The organism is Flavobacterium branchiarum, from assembly GCF_030409845.1.
Taxonomy (GTDB): Bacteria; Bacteroidota; Bacteroidia; order Flavobacteriales; family Flavobacteriaceae; genus Flavobacterium; species Flavobacterium branchiarum.
In genome coordinates this window covers 950944-975394 of sequence record NZ_JAUFQQ010000005.1, presented here as the reverse complement: position 1 = coordinate 975394, position 24451 = coordinate 950944, and the positions used below count along the sequence as shown (strand labels likewise).

General features: G+C 33.3%; 21 protein-coding genes and 1 tRNA gene. 9 read left to right on the top strand and 13 right to left on the bottom strand.

All coding sequences use genetic code 11. The features are described 5' to 3' along the window. Positions 1-6 precede the first annotated feature (6 nt). The 4 genes from QWY99_RS16195 to QWY99_RS16180 all read right to left on the bottom strand — a co-directional run bounded on the left by QWY99_RS16195 (position 7) and on the right by QWY99_RS16180 (position 3154). A complete protein-coding gene (locus QWY99_RS16195) occupies positions 7-1113 on the bottom strand; it encodes a FecR family protein (protein ID WP_290266615.1) in 1107 nt (368 codons plus the stop codon). Positions 1114-1180: 67 nt separating this feature from the next. Continuing rightward, a complete protein-coding gene (locus QWY99_RS16190) occupies positions 1181-1780 on the bottom strand; it encodes an RNA polymerase sigma-70 factor (RefSeq protein ID WP_290266614.1) in 600 nt (199 codons plus the stop codon). 404 nt (positions 1781-2184) lie between these two features. Beyond that, complete coding sequence (locus QWY99_RS16185; protein WP_290266613.1) at positions 2185-2592, bottom strand: helix-turn-helix domain-containing protein; 408 nt, start codon at positions 2590-2592, stop codon at positions 2185-2187. Between the two features lie 489 nt (positions 2593-3081). Then, positions 3082-3154: transfer RNA gene (locus QWY99_RS16180), tRNA-Met, on the bottom strand. Between the two features lie 118 nt (positions 3155-3272). On the opposite strand from QWY99_RS16180, the gene era reads away from it, so the two are divergent. The 3 genes from era (at position 3273) to QWY99_RS16165 (ending at position 8804) form a co-directional block, all read left to right on the top strand. Then, positions 3273-4154 carry a GTPase Era gene (gene era, locus QWY99_RS16175; RefSeq protein ID WP_129537395.1) on the top strand — a complete coding sequence of 294 codons (882 nt, stop codon included), beginning with the start codon at positions 3273-3275 and terminating at the stop codon, positions 4152-4154. Between the two features lie 412 nt (positions 4155-4566). Continuing rightward, on the top strand, positions 4567-5877 hold the full coding sequence (der, locus tag QWY99_RS16170; RefSeq protein ID WP_290266611.1) for a ribosome biogenesis GTPase Der: 1311 nt from the start codon (positions 4567-4569) through the stop codon (positions 5875-5877). A 179-nt stretch (positions 5878-6056) separates the two neighbouring features. Beyond that, complete coding sequence (locus QWY99_RS16165) at positions 6057-8804, top strand: outer membrane beta-barrel protein (protein WP_290266610.1); 2748 nt, start codon at positions 6057-6059, stop codon at positions 8802-8804. Positions 8805-8986: 182 nt separating this feature from the next. On the opposite strand, the gene QWY99_RS16160 is transcribed toward QWY99_RS16165, so the two are convergent. The 7 genes from QWY99_RS16160 to QWY99_RS16130 form a co-directional block, all read right to left on the bottom strand. Next, complete coding sequence (locus QWY99_RS16160; RefSeq protein WP_290266608.1) at positions 8987-11536, bottom strand: TonB-dependent receptor; 2550 nt, start codon at positions 11534-11536, stop codon at positions 8987-8989. A gap of 241 nt (positions 11537-11777) precedes the next feature. After that, positions 11778-12191, bottom strand: coding sequence for an RrF2 family transcriptional regulator (locus tag QWY99_RS16155; RefSeq protein WP_035619335.1), 414 nt, complete (start codon positions 12189-12191; stop codon positions 11778-11780). A gap of 117 nt (positions 12192-12308) precedes the next feature. Further along, positions 12309-13109 (bottom strand): TPM domain-containing protein, encoded by an 801-nt coding sequence (locus QWY99_RS16150; protein ID WP_290266607.1) that lies wholly within the window; start codon positions 13107-13109, stop codon positions 12309-12311. Then, complete coding sequence (locus QWY99_RS16145; protein ID WP_290266606.1) at positions 13109-13546, bottom strand: TPM domain-containing protein; 438 nt, start codon at positions 13544-13546, stop codon at positions 13109-13111. Before QWY99_RS16145 ends, QWY99_RS16150 begins: the two co-directional genes overlap by 1 nt. Before the next feature lie 91 nt (positions 13547-13637). After that, on the bottom strand, positions 13638-14219 hold the full coding sequence (locus QWY99_RS16140; RefSeq protein WP_290266605.1) for a LemA family protein: 582 nt from the start codon (positions 14217-14219) through the stop codon (positions 13638-13640). Positions 14220-14251: 32 nt separating this feature from the next. Further along, positions 14252-14584 (bottom strand): MerR family transcriptional regulator, encoded by a 333-nt coding sequence (locus tag QWY99_RS16135; protein ID WP_290266604.1) that lies wholly within the window; start codon positions 14582-14584, stop codon positions 14252-14254. A gap of 1 nt (position 14585) precedes the next feature. Beyond that, positions 14586-15563 carry a M23 family metallopeptidase gene (locus tag QWY99_RS16130; RefSeq protein ID WP_290266603.1) on the bottom strand — a complete coding sequence of 326 codons (978 nt, stop codon included), beginning with the start codon at positions 15561-15563 and terminating at the stop codon, positions 14586-14588. 190 nt (positions 15564-15753) lie between these two features. Between QWY99_RS16130 and alaS the strand changes: the two genes are divergently transcribed. Together alaS and QWY99_RS16120 are read left to right on the top strand one after the other, a co-directional pair. Then, on the top strand, positions 15754-18393 hold the full coding sequence (alaS, locus tag QWY99_RS16125) for an alanine--tRNA ligase (RefSeq protein WP_290266602.1): 2640 nt from the start codon (positions 15754-15756) through the stop codon (positions 18391-18393). Between the two features lie 325 nt (positions 18394-18718). Beyond that, positions 18719-19096 carry a GxxExxY protein gene (locus QWY99_RS16120; protein ID WP_290266601.1) on the top strand — a complete coding sequence of 126 codons (378 nt, stop codon included), beginning with the start codon at positions 18719-18721 and terminating at the stop codon, positions 19094-19096. Positions 19097-19566: 470 nt separating this feature from the next. Here the strand turns inward: QWY99_RS16120 and QWY99_RS16115 are convergent, their stop codons facing one another. Together QWY99_RS16115 and QWY99_RS16110 are read right to left on the bottom strand one after the other, a co-directional pair. Then, complete coding sequence (locus tag QWY99_RS16115) at positions 19567-20151, bottom strand: pentapeptide repeat-containing protein (RefSeq protein WP_058699790.1); 585 nt, start codon at positions 20149-20151, stop codon at positions 19567-19569. 135 nt (positions 20152-20286) lie between these two features. Next, positions 20287-20841, bottom strand: a complete 555-nt coding sequence (locus tag QWY99_RS16110) for a TetR/AcrR family transcriptional regulator (protein ID WP_058699789.1) — start codon at positions 20839-20841, stop codon at positions 20287-20289. A gap of 284 nt (positions 20842-21125) precedes the next feature. Here QWY99_RS16110 and QWY99_RS16105 point away from each other — a divergent pair, with 284 nt between their 5' ends. The 4 genes from QWY99_RS16105 (at position 21126) to QWY99_RS16090 (ending at position 24432) form a co-directional block, all read left to right on the top strand. After that, the gene (locus QWY99_RS16105) at positions 21126-21971 is read left to right on the top strand and encodes an RteC domain-containing protein (RefSeq protein ID WP_058700049.1); all 846 of its coding nucleotides are present in this window, start codon (positions 21126-21128) and stop codon (positions 21969-21971) included. Between the two features lie 250 nt (positions 21972-22221). Continuing rightward, positions 22222-22569 carry a helix-turn-helix domain-containing protein gene (locus QWY99_RS16100; RefSeq protein WP_058699788.1) on the top strand — a complete coding sequence of 116 codons (348 nt, stop codon included), beginning with the start codon at positions 22222-22224 and terminating at the stop codon, positions 22567-22569. A gap of 11 nt (positions 22570-22580) precedes the next feature. Further along, positions 22581-22889 (top strand): helix-turn-helix domain-containing protein, encoded by a 309-nt coding sequence (locus tag QWY99_RS16095; RefSeq protein WP_058699787.1) that lies wholly within the window; start codon positions 22581-22583, stop codon positions 22887-22889. A gap of 88 nt (positions 22890-22977) precedes the next feature. Beyond that, entirely contained in the window at positions 22978-24432 is a 1455-nt protein-coding gene (locus tag QWY99_RS16090; RefSeq protein ID WP_058699786.1) for a DUF3945 domain-containing protein, read from the top strand. Positions 24433-24451 lie beyond the last annotated feature (19 nt).

The following is a 24451-nucleotide window of genomic DNA, read 5'->3' as shown; positions in this document are numbered from 1 at the left end:
TTTTATTTAGTTTGGAATATTGGTAATTGTAATCGTATTTTTCTTAATCGAATAGTTAAATGGCGTATCACGTTTTAAGACGTCTAAAATATTCTCAACACTCGATTCGCTGATTTTTATTGTACCAGTAAAATTCTGTCTGGCCAAGTCAGAATTTTCATTGACAATTTCAACGTCGTAGGTACGCTGAATAATTTTGGCAATTGTAGAAAATGGGGTGTCTTTAAAAGCAAGTTCTCCTTTTGTCCAAGCAGTATAAAAGGCAGCGTCAACTTCTTTTACGACAATTTTTTTGGTATTGTTTTGCCAAGTTGCCATTTGATTTGGCTCAAGAAGAACTGCATTAGTAGGATTAGCGGCTTCAGACATTTTAATGCTTCCTTCAATTAATGTACCGTTAACAGAAGGATTCTCAGGATAAGCACTCACATTAAATTTAGTTCCGAGAACTTCAATAGCTGCCTGATTGGCATGTACGATAAACGGATGCATTTTGTCTTTGGCAACTTCAAAAAATGCTTCACCAGTTAAATAAACAATTCTACTTCCGTTAACGCCAAATTGCTCTGGATAACGAAAAGTTGTTCCAGAATTTAAACTCACAACAGTACCATCTGAAAGTTTAAGTTTGAAACGTTTTCCGTAAGGAACAGAAAGTGTGTTATAAATAACGTTTTGATTTTTAGTTTTACCAAAGTAAATAATTTCATTCGGAAATTTTTTTGCAACCAAATTACCTTTGTCATTTAACAACGTTGTCTGATTTTTTTCTGAAAAATATTCCAAACGGCCGTCGCCTAATTCTAGAACAATTTCTTTTGGAGTTTCAGATTTATTGTTAAACAAAAAAATAGCTGATCCTAATCCGACAAAAACTAAAAATGCAGCAGCGTATTGCAAATACCATCTGCTTTTCTTTTTGGGTTTCATCTCGATTACGGGAACAGTTTCAATTGATATAGCCTCAGAAAGTGTGGTTAGAACCAAAGCTTTCTTTGCTGTTAAAAATTGTTGTCTATTTTCTTCAGTAGCATCAATCCATTCAAAAAGTGCTTGAATTTCTTCTTCTGAAGCTTCGTTAGAAAGGTATTTGTTTATTATTTCCGATATCATATTTGTGCTTTAAAACTTCTCACCGTAGTAAGTACACTTCAGAAATAAAATACCCTACCTTTTATTCTTAATTATTATAAATAAGGATAAAAATAAGAAATAAATAATCAGATAATTTAGTTTTTAAAATCTTTAAAGCCTTGGTCATGTGGGCTTCTACAGCTTTTAGAGTAACTTTCATTTCAGCTGCTATTTCAGCATTTTTTTTATTCTCGAAGCGTTTTTTTATAAAAACTTCTCTTGTTTTGGGTGGTAAATCATTTATAGATTCCTGAATTAAACGTTCTAATTCAGTTAATTCTAAAGTGTCAAACTGAATCGAATTTAGAACCTCGATATCCAATTCTCTTTCTTTATAGTTTAAGAAGTCGTTTTTGAATTTATCCTTCACTTTATTGTGACGAATTAAGTTCAAACATTTTGATTTGGCATACGTAAACAAAAAAGCCTGAATCCCATTTATAGATTCTACGCTTTCCCGATTTTGCCATAAGTGTAGTAAAGCTTCCTGAGCTAGATTTTCGGCTTCGTCCTGATCATAGATAAACTGAACACTAAAAGCCTTAATTCTTCTAAAATATTTATCATAGAAAAACTTAAACGCAGTTTCGTCTCCATCTTTAAAAGAATGAAAAAGTTCTAATTCGAAACTGGTATTGTTATTCATCAAATGAAATTTACTTGGAAAGCAATATTAAGTAAATTTTGAGAAGAACTTTAATTTGCTATGAAAACGGCAAATATAGAGGTTTATTTATATTAGTTCTAAATAAAATAAAAATATTGAATGTTTTGAAGAAAATTATTCAGAATAGGTTTATTGTTGTGAGATTTTAAACGTGAAGCACGCAAAAGTTTTTTATTTAGAGATTAAAAAATGCAAAGGCCACAGAGTTTTATAAATAACTTAGTGTAAGTTTTCAGAATAATACATTAACACAACAAATTCTTCCATAATAAAATGTGTTATGAATAACAAAAGCTTCAGATTTCTCTGAAGCTTTACTTATTAGTTTGTTAATCATATCTGATACTCAATTCAAATTTTACTTAAATTAATATCTTTTAAGTTTATTTATCTTTTAATAATTTCTCTAAAGCCCAAATATGCTCATCCTTGGTTCTCAAAAGTTCTAAATTTAAACGTTTGATTTCCTCTAAAGCTTCTATCCATTTTTCTATTGGATTTACATTAAACGTTGGATAATAGTTGTAACCATTAGATTGGTCGTTAAAATTATTTGAAATAATGTTTATTGCCTGCTCCTCATCAAAATTCTGAAAAGCTTCAACAGGAATTTTCAATGAATTAGAAATTTGTTTAAGTAGATTATCTTCAATAACATCTTTCTGCTCCAGCATAGAAATTTTCTTTTGATTCCAGTCTTCCCCTAGATCATAAGCCAATGCCTCTTGTTTGATACCAAGCATTTCTCTGAAGCGTTTTATGTTTCTTCCCTGATGTATTTTCTGTTCCATAATGAGTATCAATTTTCTGAAGGCTCAAAGATAAAGCCATTTGGGTTAAAAAGTATGAGAATCAAAGATAGAAAAATATCCTCTAAATATCAGTTTTTTCAGATATTATATCTGCTTTTATTGAGTCAAAACGAAAACCTGTGGGGAGACAAAAAATCTCACCAAGCCGTAAACATAAAACAGTTTTTTTTCATAGAATCCTGTATTACCCCAAACTTGTCATTCTGAGGCACGAAGAATCGCACCTAGTAGCTCTACAATCTAAGAATACTTAGCGTTAGTTTCTTGCGGAGATTCTTCCTTCGTCAGAAAGACAAGATTGTGGTTAAAAAAAATTCGGACAAAAGAAATTCTTGCTACTCCACAGGTTTTCGTGTTGATCTTATTTTTGCATAAACACAACTTTTGAAACTAATCCCAAATTCTTCCATAATAAAATGTATTATAAACGAAAAAAACACCAACTTTTTCAAGTGGTGTTTTTCTTAGTAGCGGGAACAGGACTCGAACCTGTGACCTTCGGGTTATGAGCCCGACGAGCTGCCTACTGCTCTATCCCGCGTTGTTTCGGGTGCAAAGGTATAACCAATTATTGGATATTTCAACAAAAAATTAAAAAAATGTTTTTATTTTCTGTATTGGCTTGATATGACTACCTTTGCAGAATAAATAGAACACAAATGTCACATAAAGCAGGTTTCGTAAACATTATCGGAAATCCAAACGTTGGAAAATCAACACTTATGAATGCTTTCGTTGGAGAACGATTGTCAATCATTACATCTAAAGCACAAACTACACGTCATAGAATCCTAGGAATTGTTAACGGAGAAGATTTTCAGTTAATCTTATCTGATACTCCTGGAATCATCAAACCAGCATACGAAATGCAGGAATCGATGATGAACTTTGTAAAATCGGCTTTTGAGGATGCTGATATCCTAGTTTATATGGTTGAGATAGGGGAGCAGGAACTTAAGGATGAAGCTTTCTTTAATAAAATCATCCATGCTAAAATTCCAGTATTGTTGTTATTGAATAAAATTGATAACTCAAATCAGGAACAATTAGAAGAGCAAGTAGCTTTCTGGACAGCTAAGGTTCCTAATGCAGAGATTTTTCCAATTTCGGCATTACAGAATTTTAATGTACCAGAGGTTTTTGGTAGAATTATCGAATTATTACCAGAATCACCAGCATATTATCCTAAAGACCAACTTACAGATAAGCCAGAACGTTTCTTTGTTAATGAAACGATTCGTGAGAAAATCTTGTTGAATTACAGCAAAGAGATTCCATATGCAGTAGAAATTGTAACGGAGGAATTTTTTGAAGATGAGAATATCATCCGTATTCGTTCTTTGATTATGGTGGAACGCGATACTCAAAAAGGAATCATCATTGGACACAAAGGTGCTGCTTTGAAGAAAGTAGGAACTGAAGCTCGTGCAGATTTAGAGAAATTCTTTGGAAAACAAATTCACATTGAACTATATGTAAAAGTGAATAAAAACTGGAGAAGTAATGCCAATATGTTGAAACGCTTCGGGTATAACCAGTAAAAAAGAGTTTTTAGTCTCAGTTCTCAGTTTTCAGTCTCAGTTTTTGAACTTGAAATCTGAAACTTGAAACTAGAGTTTGTTGTCAACCTGAGCGGAGTCGAAGGGTATTTTAGTCACAGTTTTCAGTCACAGTTTTTGAACTTGAAACCTGAAACTAGAGTTTGTTGTCAACCTGAGCGGAGTCGAAGGGTATTTTAGTCACAGTTTTCAGTCTCAGTTTTTGAACTTTAAACCTGAAACTTGAAACAAAAATAGGCAGTTTTTTAAAACTGTTAACGGCAAACTAAAAAAGACTACCTTTGCAAAAAATTAAAATACAGGATTTTGGGTTTGTAACTGAATATGATTTAGTTATAATGAAATCTAAAATCTATCCTGATAGTTATTGGGATTGAAATTTAAAATAAAAAAAATGAATAATATAGTTGCGATAGTAGGAAGACCTAATGTAGGGAAATCAACCCTTTTTAATAGGCTGATACAAAGAAGAGAAGCTATTGTAGATTCAGTTTCTGGTGTTACCAGAGATAGAAACTATGGTAAAAGCGAGTGGAACGGAAAAGAATTTTCTGTAATTGATACTGGAGGATACGTTCGCGGAAGTGATGACGTATTCGAAGGAGAGATCCGCAAACAAGTAGAATTGGCGATTGATGAAGCCGATGTAATTATTTTTGTTGTAGATGTAGAAGAAGGTATCACTCCAATGGATGATATTGTTGCTCGTTTGTTACGTAAAGTTACAAAGCCAGTTTTATTGGCTGTAAACAAGGTAGATAATGCAATGCGTGAGAAAGATGCAATTGAGTTTTATAACCTTGGTTTAGGGGAGTATTTTACTTTTGCAAGTATTTCAGGAAGTGGAACTGGAGATTTATTAGACGCTTTAATTGAGTCTTTTCCAGTAAAACCAGAACCAGTTCAAGAAGAGGTTGTTTTGCCTCGTTTTGCTGTTGTGGGACGTCCTAATGCTGGAAAATCAAGCTTTATCAATGCATTAATTGGTAAAGAACGTTTTATGGTAACTGACATTGCGGGAACAACTCGTGATGCTATCGATACTAAATTCGACCGTTTTGGTTTTGAATTTAACTTGGTTGATACAGCGGGAATCCGTCGTAAGGCTAAAGTGAAGGAAGATTTAGAATTTTATTCAGTAATGCGTTCGGTTAGAGCAATTGAGCATGCTGATATTTGTATTTTGGTTATTGATGCGACTCGTGGATTTGAAGGTCAAGATCAGAGTATTTTCTGGTTGGCAGAAAAAAACCGTAAAGGGGTTGTAATCTTAGTAAACAAGTGGGATTTAGTAGAAAAAGATACGATGTCTACACGTGATTACGAAGAGAAAATCAAGAAAGAATTGATGCCTTTTACAGATGTGCCAATTTTGTTCGTTTCGGCTTTAACTAAGCAACGTTTATTGAAAGCATTAGAAGCTACAGTTCAGGTTTACGAAAACAGACAACAAAGAATACCTACTTCTAAGTTCAATGAATTTATGTTGAAGGTTATCGAAGCATATCCACCACCAGCAACAAAAGGTAAATATGTAAAAATTAAATATTGTATGCAATTGCCAACACCAACGCCTCAGTTTGTGTTTTTTGCTAACATGCCACAATATGTTAAAGAACCATATAAGAGATATCTTGAAAATAAAATTAGAGAAAACTGGGACTTCGCAGGAGTGCCAATCGATATTTATATTAGAGAGAAATAAAAAACTAAAATCCCGAGAAATCGGGATTTTTTTATGGAATGAAGTATGATCATGAAATATTTTCGTTTTTAGTAAGTTATCTTTGTTTACAAGATTATTTATCGGATAAAGAAATAGGTGATAAATAGATTAAACCTTTAGTCGTTTTTTTGAGTCTTACACTATTAAAAAATTCTTTCATGTTTAGATTGTACTTCTTTTTATTGTTTTTTGTTTTAGGTTATACTGCAAGCGCTCAGAATGATATTGTTATCAAAGGAACAGTCATTGATATAAACACGCAACTACCATTAGAGCTTGCTACCGTTTATTTCTCTGCGGCTAAAGATTCAACTGTAATTGATTATGCAACGACAGATAAAAATGGTTTTTTTAGTATAAATACCAAGAAATACGATAAGCCCGTTTTTTTGAAGATAAATTACATAGGGTATCAACCTTATTATGAGGAAGAAAAAGGACTTTTGGCAAGTAAGGATTATGGTAAATTATACTTACTTGAAAATGTAAATGCACTAGATAATGTAATTATAAAAACCGAAGCGGCTCCGATAACTATGAAAAAAGACACATTAGAGTTTAATGCTTCTTCTTATAAAGTGCGTCCAGACTCAAATGTAGAAACCTTATTAAAGCAACTTCCTGGTGTTGATGTAGACAATGCAGGTAAGGTTACTGTAAACGGAAAACAAGTAACTCAGTTTTTGGTTAACGGAAAGCCTTTTTTTGATAAAGATGGTGCTATTGCTTTGAAAAATTTACCAGCAGAAATTATAAAAAAAGTTCAGGTATCTGATTTTAAAACAAAAAAGGAAGAGTTGTCTAAGCAAGAATCGACTTCGGATAATTCTAGTATTAACTTAACAATAGACGAAAAGAAGAATAAAGGTTTCTTTGGTAAAATTTTGGGAGGTTATGGTTCTGATGATCGTTATGAAAGTAGTCTGATCATGAATTTTTTTAATAATAAACAAAAGATAAGTGTTTTAGCATCTTCTAATAATATTAATTCATCGGGTTTTTCGATGGATGAGGTCTTTGATAATATGGGAGGAGGCAGAAATAGCAAAGGATTAGGTGCTTCTGGAGGCGGTAGAGGAATTACACAGTCGAGTTTGGTTGGGTTTAATTATTCGGATGAATGGGCAAAAGATTTGGAAGCCTCTGCGAGTTATAATTTTTCTAATTCAATTAATAACAATGCAAGTAAATCAGATCAAACTAGTTTCTTGCCAACAGGAAATATTGTAACAAGCTCAGAATCGAATTCAAGAAATGAAAACACAGGAAATACAGTAAATCTTGACTTAGAATATAAAGTCAGTCCGAGTATTCATATTTTTGTTTCTCCAAAATTAGGTCAAACACGTTCTAATAATAATTCTGATTCTTCTAGTTTTTCAGAAGACGGAAATGGAGAATCTTTAAATGAAAGTAACTCAAATTCCTATTCAGAAAGTGAAAATAATAACTTTAGTAACACGATAAATTTCAACAAGAATTTTGAGAAGAAAAAGCGTAATCTGAATTTTGTGTTAATGAATAGTAATACAAGTAATGATTCGGATGCTTTTAATCGCTCGAAGACCATTTTTTACAAAGACAATAAACCAGATGATGAGAGAAATCAAAACACTAAAAAGAATACTGCTAATGATTCTTACTCGTTAGATCTTGAATATACAGAGCCAATTACAGATTCTTTACGCGTACGATTTGGAACAAATTTAGATTTTGTAAGTACGTTAAATGATGAGAAAACATTCAATTTTGATTCCGGAACAGAATCCTATTCAGATTTAAATTCGGCATTGAGTAATTACATTACATCAAGACAAAATACATTCAGCCCTAAAGTAGGGATTACTTGGCAAAAAAGTAAGTTTACAATAAACGTAAATTCTAGAACGGCTATTGTTGATTATGATAATCATTCGTTGTATTTGGATAAAGCGACAGATTTAAATAGAAAATATGCTTTGCCTTACGGTGATTTCCAGTTAAGATACAAATTCAGTAAATCTAAAAATTTGTCATTTAAGTTTGATCATTCCAATTCACTTCCTAGTTCAATTCAGTTATTGCCAGTTTTAAATTTAAGTAACCCATTGAATACCATAATTGGAAACCCAGATTTAAGTCCAATAGAAAAAAATAGCGCCAACTTCAGTTTTAGGAATTTTGATTTCCGCACACGTTCTGGCTATAGCTTATTTGTTAGGGCAGATTTTTATAATAACGATGTTGTTTCGACTTCTGTTTATGACGACAGTGGGAAACGAACAACTACTTACGCTAATATTTCGGGAACTTATAGTACTTCTGCTGGAGGAAACTGGAATCAGTCGATAAAGAGAGATGCTCACGTTTTAAGATATGGTTTGGGGCTAAACGGAACGTATGCTTTTGATAAAGGATATACAAATGCTGTTTTGTATAATGCAAAATCTACAGTGATTACTCCCAAAGTATATTTGTCTTACGATTATGGGGAGTTGCTTACTATTGCTCCTTCGTATAGTTTTTCTTATAACGAAACACAATATGAGAACTCATCAAGGGATGCTACTTCTAATGTAATTCATAATATCAATTTGCAAGCAACTACCTATTGGCCTGAAAATTTTGTTTTCGGTAATGATTTTGGATACACCTACAATTCTAATATTTCTAGTGATTTTAAGAAGGATTTTTTCTTATGGAATACGAGTTTGTCTTATGGTCTTTTGGATAAAAAGTTGTTCGTAAAAGTGAAAGTGTATGATCTTTTAAATCAAAACCAAAGCGCTACAAGAACAATTTCTTCAACTTCGATTCGTGATGAAGAGAATACAGTTCTTAAGCGTTATGTGATGTTTTCGCTATCGTATAAAATTGGAAATTTTGCTTCTACTAAAAAAGAAGGTAGGGGTAAAGGGAAGTTTTAATTTTTTAGGTACAAAGGTTCAAAGGTGTGGAGAGGTTCTTAGTTACTGAGGTACTAAGTTTTTTAGGAACGAAGAAGTATATTGACAAGCTAATACAAAATAGATTTTCAAATAAAAAAACTGGAGCAAGTTGTTTTAAGACTTACTCCAGTTAATAGTTTTTAATTTATGTATTTAGTGTGTTATAGAGAATATTTTAAAGTAACTCCGTAAGTTCTTTGATCTCCCAAAACACCAGCGTATTGTCCTGTATTTCCTCCTGCAGGCAATAATTGCTCATAGTAATCTTTATTTAGGATATTGCGTCCCCAGAATTGAACAGACAAACCTTCGGATGCACGGAATCCTAAACGAGCATTAAAAATGGCATAACCAGGAACGACTAAGTATTTAGAAGCCGAAGGGCTTGATGAAAATTCAGAACGAGCATAAGAATCAATTGCTAAGTAAATTTTACCCACATTTCCGAAAAATTTTGCTTTATCAGAAAGTTCACCTCCTAATGATCCAGCCCATTTTGAGGCACCAGGCAAATCTGTTCCAGAAACATCCTTGAATGCTATTGGAGCGCCAGTTTCTTCTAAAGGAAGTGGTGCATTTGTGAATTTAACGTATTTAGCATCAGTATAAGTAGCAGCTCCATTTATAGTTAAATGACTGTTGATTACAAAACTTGCGTCTAATTCAGCACCTCGTACACGTACCTTATCTGCATTTGCAAGGTATCCACGGTTAACACCTAATTCAGCAGCTTGAACGTTTGTTTGAAAATCTTTGATGTCAGTATTGAAGAATGCTAAGTTCAATATTGAATTTTTAAAAGGGGATGTTTTTATTCCTATTTCGTAGTGATTTACCTTTTCGGGTTTAATTACTGCAAGATCAAGTAACGGTTGCCCTTTTGAGTCAGTAGGAAGTCCAGCCACATTCACACCAACTGGTTTATAGCTTTTTGCATAAGTTGCATAAGTATTGATTTTATCAGAAGCTTTGTAAGTGATAGTTACATTTCCTGAAAAGTCAGTATTGTCAGTATCAGAAGTAAAAGCTTGATCACTATAAACGGATTTTTTCAAAGCTAGTAAAGCTGGGTCAGTAGTTTGAAGACCTCCATAAGTAGTACGAGAGTAATCTGCTTCTTTTTTATCAAAGTTGTAGCGTACGCCAGGAAGTATATGTAAACGATCTGTAATTGCCCAATCTAATTGTCCAAATACGGCTGCGCTTGATGATCTAATTTTGGCATCAGTTTTTATTCCATATCCTTCAAAAAGACCAGGAGTTTTCCATAACGGACTAGTTGAACTTTGAGAAAATCGCCATTGTGCATTTCCAGATTCTTCAGTACCATTTGTATGCGAAGTTTGATCTATGAAGAACACTCCAACAACACCGCTTATTTTAGATGTAAGTTGTCCAGCATAACGAATCTCTTGAGTAAATTGTGTTTGTCTAGTAGGATTTTGTGATTTAGCAAGTACTTGTAATCCTGTAAAATCTCTATCATTTGATGGATCCCAATTCCAAAAACGCCAAGCAGTAGTTGAGGTAAGCGTTCCGTTTCCAATTTTTGTATCAACATTAAGAGAGACACCTCCTAAATCTTGTCCCGAACGCCAAGGTGTATCTTGGTCAATTTTACGGTCGAATGCATTTAGAGTAGGTAGTTTGTAGTTTAAATCGGCAGTAATTGCATTAAACTGGCGATATGGAGCTCTTTGAGTATTAGCAACTCCGGCAACTACTTGTGCATATCCATCTGGACGTTGCGTTGTAATGTCAGCTGCTAATATGATATTTGTATTTTCTGAAGGAGTATAAAGTAATTGACCTCTAATTCCTTGGTTGTTTAGTGTATTTGTAGCTTTACCAGTTACAATGTTATCGATTAAACCATCACGTTGTGTTCCAGAGAATGATATACGTCCTGCTATTTTTTTTCCTAACGCACCTGTAACCGATGCTTTAGCTTGTAGAAAAGCATAATTTCCGTAACTAACTTCAAAATCGGCGCCAGTTGTAAAACTCGGTTTGCGAGTAGTAATATTGAATGCTCCAGAAGTAGTATTTTTTCCAAACAACGATCCTTGTGGTCCACGTAATACTTCGATTTGTTCTACGTCTATAAAATCTAATGTAGTTGCCGCTGGACGTGCATAATAAACACCATCAACGTAAAAACCTACACCAGGATCGATTCCGTCATTGGTAAGTCCGAAAGGGGAGCCTAAGCTTCGAATATTAATACCTGTATTTCTAGGATTTGATGAATAGAGTTGTACCGATGGAACGAGTTCTTTTATGCGATTAACATTGAATGCTCCAGCTTGTTCTGCTTGCTTACCTGTTATAACAGATACTGCAATGGGAACATCTTGGGCTCTTTCAATTCTGCGTCTTGATGACACTACAACTTCGATAAGTTCATTTTCTTCGGCTAGTGTTACTTGTAATGGAGTAGTAAGTGGTAATTGAGTAATTTCTATCTCTGTTGTTTTGTAACCAACATATTGAACGAGTAGGATTAAGGGGAGTTTACCTTTAGATTCGATGGTGAATTTTCCGTTCGAATCTGTAGTAGCATTAGAAGTTGTTCCCTTTATAACAATATTAGCGGTTTCTAATGGTATGTTTTCGCTGTTTGTAACGATACCTTCAATGTTTTGTGCAAATGAGATTGAGAAGGTTAAAACTAGTAGTACTGTAAATGTATTTTTTATAGAATTTTTCATTTTATATTAAGTATATGTAATTAGTAGAATTTAAATTAAATTTTTTTTACTAACACATACACATAATAAGACTGTTGTTGTTTTTTATAATAAATTTTGGATTGCTACTTTGCAACCGACTTCCTTTTACGACAAGAATTCTTTTACGTGGTTTCATAGGGTTGGTTTTAATTAGTGTGTGTTTATTTTTGGCAAATATATATAAATTCTACATAATTAATAGAGTTTAAAATATATTTTTTTATTTTTCCACTAATGAGGCTATGGTAATCCCTTGCATCGCTTGTAAAGTTTTGTCTCGAATAAGCATCAAGCCGTGTCTTAAGTGGCATTCGGACTCCGTTTTGCAATCAGAACAAGGTTCGTAAAAGTTTAAAGATGCACAAGGTAAAAGCGCAATTGCACCATCAAAAAGACGATGAATTTCGGCTAATGTAATGTCGTTTTTAGATTTTATGAGGTAATAACCGCCATATTTTCCTTGTTTACTACTCACAAAATGGCCTCTCTTTAGATCAAGTAAAATTTGTTCTAAGAACTTTTTAGGAATATTGGCACCTTCAGCAATTTCTATAGTTTTAGAAATGTGATTTTCATCTTGCTCAGCTAAATAGAGTAATGCTTTTAAGGCATATTTGGCTTTATGTGATAACATTATAAATTTGAATTTTGCAATAAATTGTATTGATAATTGATTAACTACTTCGAACAAAAGTGTAGAAAGTTGTCATATTCTTAATTAATCGTCAAATATAAATTAAAAATACGGATTTTACCAACTTCCGCTAGAACCTCCACCAGAAAATCCACCTCCGCCGAATCCGCCACCAAATCCGCCACCGCCAGATGATCCGCCGCCGAAGCCTCCAAAACCACCTCCGCCACTGCGTCCTAGATTGCTTAAAATGATAACGTCAAGTAGGCTAGGGCCTCCGCCACCATTGTTTCCAGAGTTTCCGCCACCACCTTTATTTCGTGACATAAGAAAGATAATAAAAGCTATAATGATGATGAAAATGAAAAAAGGAAAATCTTGTCCTTCAGATGCTTGTTTTCGGCTTCCTTTGTATTTGCCTTTAAAGACATCAAAAAGTGCATCGGCGCCTTTATCGAGACCTTTATAGTAACTTCCTCCTTTGAATTCAGGTATAATAATGTTTCGGATGATTTCGCCTCCAATACCAGCAGTCAATCTATCCTCAAGGCCGTATCCAGGATTAATAGCAATCTTACGTTCTGCTTTTGCTACCAAAACAATAACTCCATTGTCTTCTTTTGCTTGACCTAATCCCCATGTATGTGCCCATTTTGTTGCAAGTTGACTAACGTCTTCACCTTTAAGACTTTCGATGGTAATAACTACAATTTGGGTAGAGGTTGAGTCAGAATAACGAATAAGTTTTTCTTCTAATTGTGCTTTTTCCGTAGGGCTTAAAACTTTTGCATAATCGTATACAGAAGTCTGAAATTTAGGTTTTTCAGGAATTGTAAATTGAGCAAAACCTATTTGGGTAAAGAATAGACAAACAATTAATTTTAGGAAAATCGAGGTATTTAGTTTGGGTGTAATCATTATCCTTTTGAGATTTCGTTTGATAATTCGTTAGTATTGTCTGAAGTCCAAGGGAAGTATTTTTTCAATTGTTCTCCAGCTACCAAGATACCATCAATAAGTCCTTGTTTGAAATTTTGTTGTTTGAATTGTGCTAACATTGCTTCTTTGGTAGAATTCCAAAAATCAGGATGTACAACATCGTTTATTCCTTTGTCTCCACAAATGACAAATTGTTTGTCATCTACAGCAATGTATAATAAAACACCGTTTTGAAGTTGTGTTTCGTCCATTTTTAATTCATGAAAAACTTCTAAAGCCCTATCGTAATGGGATTTAGAAGTTGATTTTTCTATATGAACTCTAATTTCGCCAGAAGTGTTCTTTTCGGCCACGCGAATAGCTTCAACAATTGCTTCTTCTTCTTCCTTGGTTAAAAAATCTTCTACTTTTGACATTGAAATTGTTTTTAAATGGATAGTAACGATTTTTGATTTTAGAATTAGTTTCTAGAATCAAAAATCGTTTATTAAAATGTAAACCTCTTTTTTAGAATTTTACTTCAACAGGCTTATCTGCTCCTGTAACAGCTTCAAAATATGGTTTTTCTTTGTAATCTAAGAACCATTTATTTGGAATAGAAAGGACATATCCATTGTATTCTTGTACTGATTCATTGAAACGAGTTCTAGCCGTAAGAATTTGATTTTCTGTACTAGCCAATTCGTCTTGTAATTTCAAGAAATTTTGGTTTGTTTTTAAATCAGGGTATCTTTCTACTGATACTAGTAATTTTGATAATGAAGAAGAAACGCCACTTTGAGCTTGATTAAATTGAGCTAATTGTTCTGGAGTAACATTGCTTGGATCAATTGTAACCGATGTTGCTTTTGCACGCGCTTCGATAACAGCAGTCAATGTTGATTTTTCAAAGTCAGCAGCACCTTTTACTGTATTTACTAAATTTCCAATAAGGTCATTACGTCTTTGGTAAGCAGTTTGTACATTTCCCCATTCTTTATTAACGGCTTGGTTGTATTTTAAACCAGTGTTTTTAATTCCGATAGACCAAAAAGCTATAATAGCGATCAATGCAATAATAATTCCTACAGGGATTAACCATTTTTTCATATTTTTCTAATTTTAAGTTTAATAATTTATTGTTACAATTCGTTTTTAATTTCTATCAATTCTCTTTTAATCGTCTCTAATTTACGTATTATTTCGAATTTATCTAATGTTTTCTTTTGTCCTTCTTTTAGATGAGTTTTGGCACCTTCTAATGTAAAACCGCGTTCTTTGACTAAGTGAAAGATCAGTTGTAGATTCTTTACATCCTCAGGAGTAAACATTCTGTTACCCTTGGCGTTTTTTTTAGGTTTAAGAATGTCAAATTCTCCATCCCAAAATCGTATCAAAGAAGCATTGACATTAAATGCCTTGGCAATTTCGCCAATACTATAATATCGTTTATCGGGTTGTAATTCTATGTGCATTTTAGTCTAATGATTGATTTTCTTGGTTTGCTAATTGTGAAATAGCAACATATTCTACTGCCGAAATATTTCCGTAATAAAAATTAAGCGGGTTCACTACTTTTCCATCTTTATGAACTTCGTAATGGCAATGTGGTCCTTCTGATCTTCCTGTACTACCTACATAACCAATTACGTCTCCACGTTTCACTCTTTGTCCAGGTCGGCAGTTGTATTTGCTTAAGTGGGCATATAAAGTCTCGTAGCCAAAACCATGCCTAATTACGACATGATTCCCAAAACCTGACGCATTATTATCGGCTCTATTTATAACACCATCTCCGGTAGCGTAAACTGGAGTTCCTACTTTGGCTGTAAAATCCATACCCTCATGCATTTTACGTACTTTAGTAAATGGATCAGTTCTGTAACCAAAACCAGAAACCATACGTTTTAAATTTTCATTCTGCACTGGCTGAATGGCAGGAATTGCCGATAACAAATCTTCTTTGGCACTTGCCAATTTCAAGATTTCATCCAATGATCTCGATTGTATAGCCAATTGCTTAGAAAGTACATCGATTCTTTCGGTTGTTTTAATTACCAATTGCGAATTATTATATCCTTCTAGAGCTTTATATTTTTCTAGTCTTGAAAATCCTGCTTTTCGTATTGAATCTGGAATCTCCGATTTATTAAAATAAACTCTGTATAAATTATTGTCTCTTTCCTCGATACTTCCCGCTACAGCATCAATCTGATCCATTTTTTTGTTTAAAATCGAATAATTCAACTTTAAATTTTCAATTTCTCGAGCTTGTAAGCGATCTTTTGGAGTTTCAAAGTAAGGTGTGTTCAACAATATCACAAAAGCCAAAAAGCCAAATAACGTTGAAGCCACAAAAAACAATACAATAAAGCCAAACTTAGTCCTTTTTTTAGTTTTTATTTTTCGGTAGGCCAAATTTTCCGAATCGTAATAATATTTTACTTTCGCCATATTTTAAAATACCCTATTTTTGCACATTGTAAAAGTGTTAGTGAACAAATTTAATAAATGTTTCAGTTGTTCTACCCTTTTTTCAATAATAAAAAAATAATTAGGTGATTAAATAACAAGACAATTAGATGATTAATTGTAAATTTTTAAAGCACCACAATTTTAAACAGGCACATTTTCAAATTAATATATGAAATCACAAGACGTACGTAAGCAATTTTTAGACTTTTTTCAGAGCAAAGGACATTTAATTGTTCCATCTGCTCCAATTGTTCTTAAAGACGATCCAACCCTAATGTTTAATAATTCGGGAATGGCTCAGTTTAAAGAATATTTTTTAGGAAACGGAACTCCAAAAAGCCCTAGAATAGCCGATACACAAAAATGTCTTCGTGTTTCAGGAAAACATAATGATCTTGAAGATGTAGGGTTTGATACCTATCACCATACTATGTTTGAGATGCTTGGTAACTGGTCTTTTGGAGATTATTTCAAAAAAGAAGCAATTAATTGGGCATGGGAATTATTGACTGAAGTGTATAAAATTCCTAAGGAGAATCTTTATGTTTCTGTTTTTGAAGGAAGCAAAGAAGATAATGTTCCTTTTGATCAGGAAGCTTGGGATATTTGGAAAACTTTAATCGATGAAGATCGAATTATTCTTGGAAATAAAAAGGATAATTTTTGGGAAATGGGAGATCAAGGACCATGCGGACCATGTTCAGAAATTCATGTTGACTTACGTTCTGAGGATGAAAAAGCATTGGTTTCAGGGAAGAGTTTAGTTAATAACGATCACCCGCAAGTGGTAGAAATCTGGAATAATGTATTCATGGAATTCAACCGTAAAGCTGATGGTTCTCTTGAGAAACTTCCAGCACAGCACGTTGATACCGGAATGGGATTTGAGCGTTTATGTATGGCACTACAAGGAAAAACTTCTAATTATGATACAGATGTTTTTACACCGCTTATTGAAAAAATAGAGCAGATTACAGGTTTTAAATATACTTCTGATGAAATCAAAAACATCAGTGAAGAACAAAATAAAACGAATATTGCGATTCGTGTTGTAGTAGATCACGTTCGTGCGGTTGCATTTGCAATTGCCGATGGACAATTACCATCAAACACAGGAGCAGGATATGTAATACGTAGAATATTACGTCGTGCTATTCGTTATGGATTTACATTTTTGGGTACTAAAGAGCCTTTTATTTATAAATTGGTAGAGACGTTAAGTACGCAAATGGGAGGTCCATTTCCAGAGATCAAATTGCAAAAAGAACTTTGTGCAAATGTAATTCGTGAAGAAGAAAATTCATTTTTACGTACACTTGACCAAGGATTGGTATTGTTAGATAATATTATCGCAAATAATACGGATAAAGTTATTTCGGGTAAAAAAGCATTCGAATTATATGATACGTATGGTTTTCCAATCGATTTAACTGCTTTGATTCTTTCTGAGAAAGGATTGAAATTAGATGAAGCAGGTTTTGAGTCAGAATTGCAAAAACAAAAAGAGCGTTCTCGTGCAGCTTCAAAAGTAAAAGCGGGAGATTGGCAAATTTTGATTGATGATGAAGACGAAGAATTCATCGGGTATGATCGTACTGAAGCGATGGTAAAAATCACTCGTTACCGTAAAGTAGAAAGCGCTAAAGATGGAGAAATCTATCAAATCGTATTTAATATGACGCCTTTTTATCCAGAAGGTGGAGGGCAAGTAGGTGATAAAGGATATTTTGAGACAAGTAACGGAGATGTAATTTATATTATCGATACTAAGAAAGAAAATAATGTAATTATACATTTTGCTAAAGAGATTCCGAATAACTTATCAGAGACTTTTAAAGCTTACGTAGATGTAAGCACACGAAAAAGCTCAGCTTCAAATCACTCAGCGACACACTTAATGCATCAAGCTTTACGTACCATTTTAGGTACACATGTGGAGCAAAAAGGATCATTGGTTAGTCCGAAATATTTAAGATTTGACTTTTCTCATTTCTCAAAAGTAACAGATGAAGAATTGCAACAAGTAGAAGATTTTGTAAATGCAAGAATCCAAGAGCAATTGCCATTAATAGAAAGAAGAAACGTTCCATTTGCACAAGCAGTTGAAGAAGGTGCAATGGCTTTGTTTGGTGAGAAATATGGGGATAATGTGCGTGCTATCAAATTTGGCGATAGTATGGAATTATGTGGTGGAATTCACGTAAACAATACTGCTGATATTTGGTATTTCAAGATTGTGAGTGAAGGTGCAGTTGCATCAGGTGTGCGTCGTATCGAGGCAATTACCTCAGGTGCTGTAAAAGAATATTTCGCAAACCAAGCAGAGAAATTAAAAGAAATCAATGCAGTTTTAAAAAACGCACAAGATCCTATAAAAGCAGTTGTTTCGTTGCAAGATGAAAATGCTAAATTGAAAAAACAGTTGGAAGCTTTGTTGAAAGATAAAGCTAAAAATATGAAAGGGGAACTGGCTAAAGAATTACAAGAAGTAAATGGTGTACAGTTCTTAGCAAAACAAGTTGATTTATCTGCAGAAGGAGCTAAAGACTTGGTTTATGAGCTAGGAAATTTAGGTGCTAATTTGTTTTTAGTTTTGGCTACAGCCGAAGAAGGAAAACCGATGCTAACATGTTACATCTCGAAAGAATTAGTAGCAGACAAAAAACTTAATGCTGGACAAGTTGTTCGTGAATTAGGAAAATATATCCAAGGAGGAGGAGGAGGGCAACCTTTCTTTGCAACTGCAGGAGGGAAAAATGCTGACGGAATCCCAGAAGCTTTAGCAAAAGCTATTGAATATGTGAAGTAAATAGTTGTTTAGAACCTTAGATACTAAGGTTCTGAGTTTTTTATATATCTCGCAAAGACACAGAGTCGCAAAGTTGTTTTAAGCTTTGTTGGTTTTGTGTTTTTGCGAGATTTTTTTGTTTGATAATTTTTAATGTATCAATTATTAAAGTTAGTATTACTAGAGTTATTAGTAATTTTTGAGTTCATGTATTTATTATATCTCTCGCAAAGACGCAGAGTCACAAAGTTGTTTTAAGCTTTGTTATTTTGGTATTCTTGAGAGATTTTTTTGTTAAACATACTATTAAGTAGGTTTTTTCTTTAATTTTGTAAAAAAATATAAAATGACAGAAAATGAAATTTCAGCTATAGTGGTTGATGTATGTTATAGAATACATGTAAAACTTGGTCCAGGTTTATTGGAATCCGTATATGAAACAATATTGAATCATGAACTATTAAAAAGAGGTTTGTCTGTAGAAAGGCAGAAGCCTATTCCAGTTGTGTGGGACGGGATTAATCTAGATATTGGATTTAGAGCTGACTTAATAGTTGAGAATAAAGTTATCTTAGAAATAAAATCAATTGAACAAGTTGCAAACGTTCATGCCAAACAAGTTTTAACTTATCTTAGAATCACCAAAATGAAATTAGGCTTGTTGATAAATTTTAACGTACCAATTATTAAAGTTGGTATTACTAGAGTTGTTAGTAATCTTTAAGTTTGTTCTTATTATATCTCGCAAAGACGCAAAGTTTTTTTAAGCTTTGTTGTTTTTGGTGCTTTTTTGAGATTTATTTGTTTAACAAATTTTAATGTACGAATTATTAAAGTTGTTAGTAATCTTTGAGTCTGGTCCTTTAGATATATTTAAGAAGCTTTGCATATACAACTTAGCGACTTTACGAGATTATTTATTTAATGCAATTTAACGTATGTTTTTTTTAAAAAAAAAAATCAATTAGGACCAAAGCGGTTAATTAAGAGCGAATTAGGCAGTGTGAAATTATTATTGGTAATGATTTAGTAATGGTGCTTACTGCATTCATTTATATTCAAATTCCTTGTAACTCAATTACAAAAGTACAAAAAATAAAGCAATGAATCACTGGAAAAGCAATTACTTGGTACAGCATGCTTCAGTGATAATTATCAGATAATTCAACGGGTTATGATTGGTCAAATAATTTATTAGCTGTCATAATCTATATCCAAATTATGTCTGTATAAAAGACCTACAAGGTTAAGTGCCGAAAACTTCGCTTTTTTCATCTTGTTAACGTCTGGGTCTATAGCAAAATTTACTGCTGTCCTGAAATCTGTTTTTTCTAGAATAGAATTAGAGAATATAGCAGAGGAAAGGTCACATCCTAAAAATTCAGAGGCCGTCAGATCAGCCTCACCAAATTCAACGTCTTTTAATGTACAGTTCTTGAAAGTAGTTTTTCGAAGCTTTGTTCCAAAAAAATTACTGTAGTCTAAATGACATTCCGTAAACGAAAACGAAAACGCAAACTTGCTACATCTTGCAAAGTCTACCCCCAGCATTTTGCACCCAATAAATACAGCATTCCTGAATCCGGTTCCGTCAACGTCCACCATTGAAAAGTTACATTGTTTAAAAGTGCAATCTTCAAAATTATTGTCCTTTAGATCACTCTTGTTAAAATCACAACTGACAAATTCACACTTTATGAATTCTCTGTTTCTCAGTTTCTTTTCAGAGTAATTTATACCGGAAAATATTTTGTCTTGATGAATTACGGTTTCTTCCATTTTATATATTTTATATCCAAACAAGTTTAATTTTAAATATCAACAGTTTTAAGTAAGCACTTGAGAATCATTTTATTTGTTTTGTGATTCAATATATTATCCATTAATTGGTGTTAATACCTAATAAAGAATCGGTTACTTTAATTGCTGTAAAAAATTTAAAACCTTGGGTTTATCTTTTTCAGTAAGGTGTATACTACCCATATTTTCTGAGTACCAGATAGCATCTGCCACCAGAAAAACAATAGTACTATGTATGCTCAACTCCTCTCCATCGGTTGGCAAAATGTGAAGATTGTACCAATCTTCCCATTGTAGGCGATACTTGGAGTTAATCATGATTGCTTGGAGAATGATTCGCATTGTTTTAGCGTATTTTTCATCATTTTTCTTTTCTAAGATAAATTTCAGATAAGCAAAAGCACCATCCTTATCGACATTTTGATCTCTGTATTTTTTTACTTTATCCGTAAGGTTAATCAGGCTTTGATTTACTAGCTCATCCAGTAATTCTTCCTTATTCCTAAAATGATGGATAATCCCTCCTTTACTCAAACCTGTCCAATCAGCAATAGATTGAAAAGTTACGTGGTGCCAGTCTGATTCTGATCCAATGTGAATAGCCGCGTCGATAATCAACTGCTTACTTAATTCCGGTTCCTTTTTTCGGGTATATGAGCTATTTTCCAAATTATATCTTTATAGTTTATAACAAGCAACATTTGCAAAGATACCGAACGTTTGGTTTGTTTTGACATCGAATCATTAATTATTTTAAATACTTTTTCATTAACAGTTATGTCCTTTAATAAGACATGTCCTCATGGTGTTTTTCTGATTAAAACATAAAAATATTGCTACTAGAAATGGATAAAAATTTCCCAAGTTGGTTAGTACTTGGGAAATTTTCTCGTTTATAATAACAAATTTTGTAAAATATGGAAGAGACTATCTAATTTCTAAATATGTCACTTATGAGAATATCCCTGCCAAATATTATTGCTGAAATAAACAGTAAAGAGAGTAGATTATCCTCAGAGTTATCTCTGATTGTAGAAGAAGCCTACCAAATGACGATTTTTTTGCAAGATTTACTTCTCTCTGTGAAAGATTATGTAATCTCAAACGGATTTAAAAACAACGAAGAAGAAATTGATTTCTTCCGAAACATCAAACCATATATTTTAGGAAAATTAATCTACTACAATAAGCTGTTTAGAATAGAAACCGTTTGTCCAGTCAATGAAGGTGAGATCTATCATAAGTACTTTTCTAAGCATCTTGAAAAATTGAAGATAGATTACAGTGAGCACATCTGTAATTCTGATTTTTATAGATACTATCGTTCAGGCAGGGTTGACAGAGATGATTTATACTTCAGGTTAGGTAATGTTAATTGTTATGATGGATTAAATAGTATTGCTTTTGAAATCGATTTACAATTCTCAACTTACTATGACTACAAAATTGCCAAAATCATTTCAAATGATTTGCTATATTCTTATTTAATAAATAAGATAGCCCCTGATGATAATACAGGTATAAAACTGGATCATATAGATTCTATAAAAGAATTAACATGGACAAACTCAAAAAATGCACTTATTGAACTAATTTATGCAATACATGCGTCAGGAACAATTTGTCATGGCAAAATTGGGATTAGAAAGCTCGGCTTGATCTGTCAGATACTTTTTAAAATTCCTCTTAACGATGTACATCATGCATTTCATAGAATGAAAACTAGGAGTGGTTCGCGAACTACATTTTTAGATCAGCTTAAAATATCTCTTGAAGAATATATGGATAAAGATCTATAGTTACTTCGATACACCAATCTTAAAAGCAGTACCCTAAACGTACTGCTTTTTTCTTTACCCATATTTGCCAATTGGCAAATGTTCACAAACCGTTATTGCTGATGCTTTCATGTATTCTTAATGCCTAACAACTAGGTGTTTATATGATTCAAGAAAATTTAAAAAAAACTCCAAACCAATTGGCAGAGCTTGGCAGACAATACCAGCCAGACAATCCAACTTTGTATCGTAATTAATAAATACGTGTACAATGAAAATTATAACAATCGAAGAAGAAGCGTGGAAACAGCTCAATGAGCGGTTAAAGGCAATTAATGATTTTATCCTGAAATCAGAAGATACCAGCTATGATAGCCTCTGGCTGAACAACCATGAAGTATGTCAGTATCTCCATATTAGTGAAAAAACACTTTGGCGAATACGTACAAAAGGAGAAATAGCTTATTCCAAAATGTATGGACAGTATTTCTATACCATTGGAGCTATAAAAGATATGCTTAATGCCAATGCCGTACAGACCAGCGATGAATATGTACAGGAGCTTATGGCTAAAGGCAAGAGTTACATTGAGAAAGGTAGAAAACTAAAGAATTCTTAAAGGACTACATTATGAATATAGATAGAATAGAATTTATATCGTGGATGGAACGCATTATGGATCGTTTCGATATGCTAAAAGATAGCTTAACAGATATTGAAAAAAAGAAAAACACCATAGATGGTGAAGTATTATTAGATAATCAGGATTTACTTCAGATGCTTAAAATCAGTAGTCGTTCTTTACAACGTTATCGTTCTTCTGGCAAGTTACCATACTATACAATCAGCGGTAAATTATATTACAAATTAACTGACGTACATCAGTTTGTAAGAGAAAGCTTCAATACTCCATTGCACCGTACTAAAGACAGCAAGTGACAAATAATGCCCCTAAAGGACGCTTTGGTCATACCTTTTTGTGTATAGGTTATTTTCGAAAAGATAACAGTTTTAAAACAATAAAATTATGAGTGAAGAAACAATAGATAGTCCGCAATTACCGGATCAATTATCGGAAACACTTTTGGTATTGGACAAAGAAAAAAACAGGATTCAGGTTGTCAAAGGAATTGATAAAGACGGCAATCTCAAAACTGTAGAGCCAAATGAGAAAAACCAAAATCAGTTTATGCGTGTGGATAAACACGGAGATATGTTTTCTAACTTCTTTTCCAATTTTTTCCGTCAACTGAAGAATCCTACCCATTTTAAATTTTTTAAAGTACCAGCTGATGAAGCAATTGATACGGCAAAAAAAATGCAGCAACAGATTGATACACCTACTAAAGAAGGGGAATCAGTAATGGCAAAGCATGAGGTAAAAGAACCAGAGTTAAAACAAGAAAATCATAAAAATATGGAAACAACACAAAAAACTCCGGAAACAGGCGAATACCGTTTCAAGCCGGAACAGATTGATTGGGAAATGATGAACAATCTTGGATTGAGCAAAGAATATCTGGAAAAGAGAAACTTGCTTGATCCTCTTTTAAAAGGATATAAAACCAATGAATTGGTAACAGTTACGCTAAACCTCGGAACTGCTGTTTCCCGTCCTGAAGGCAGGTTGTCTTTACAGCCCGGCGAAGATGGCAAAGCTGTTATGCTTATCCATAGCGTAAGAAAAGAACCTCAATTAAACTTCCCTTTCTTTGGGCATGAATTCAGCAAAGAGGATAAAGAGAATCTGATTAAAACAGGCAATATGGGGCGAACTGTTGATCTTAAAAACCCTAAAACAGGTGAAACAATACCTTCCATTATAAGTGTAGATAGACTAACCAATGAGCTTATTGCTCTGCGGACAGATAAGATTAAAGTACCTGATGAACTAAAAGGCGTACAATTGAATGAGCAGCAGAAACAAACTCTTATGGAGGGTAAGCCACTATTGATTGAGGGAATGATCTCAAAAAAAGGTACTTCATTCGATGCTACAGTTCAATTCAATGCCGACAAACGTTATGTAGAGTTTTTATTTGATAGAACCACCAACAATAAGCAGACACAAAATCAGCAGCAAACACAATTACAAGGTACTTCTCAGGAAGCTCCGCGAAATTTCCGAGGAAAAGAACTGGATGACAAACAGTACGAGAAATTCAAAGAAGGTCAAACTGTATATGTAGATGGATTACTGGATAAAAAAGGCCAGAAATATCAGGGTTATATAACTTTTGACAAGGAAACAGGCAAAACAGGCTTTTCGTTTAACAACCCTGATAGGTTGAAAGAAAAAATCCAACCTGTTGAAGCACATAAAACTCAGACAGCTGTTAATTCTCAGGGAAAAACTAATGAGGCTACAAAAAATTTAAAAGAGCCTTTAAAGACAGGGCAGAAAAACCCTGACAGTAAGACGCAACAAGAGCAACAGGAAAAGCCAAAAGCTCCCGCTAAATCCAAAGGCAAAAAAATGTAAATCTCCAAAATAGCAAAAT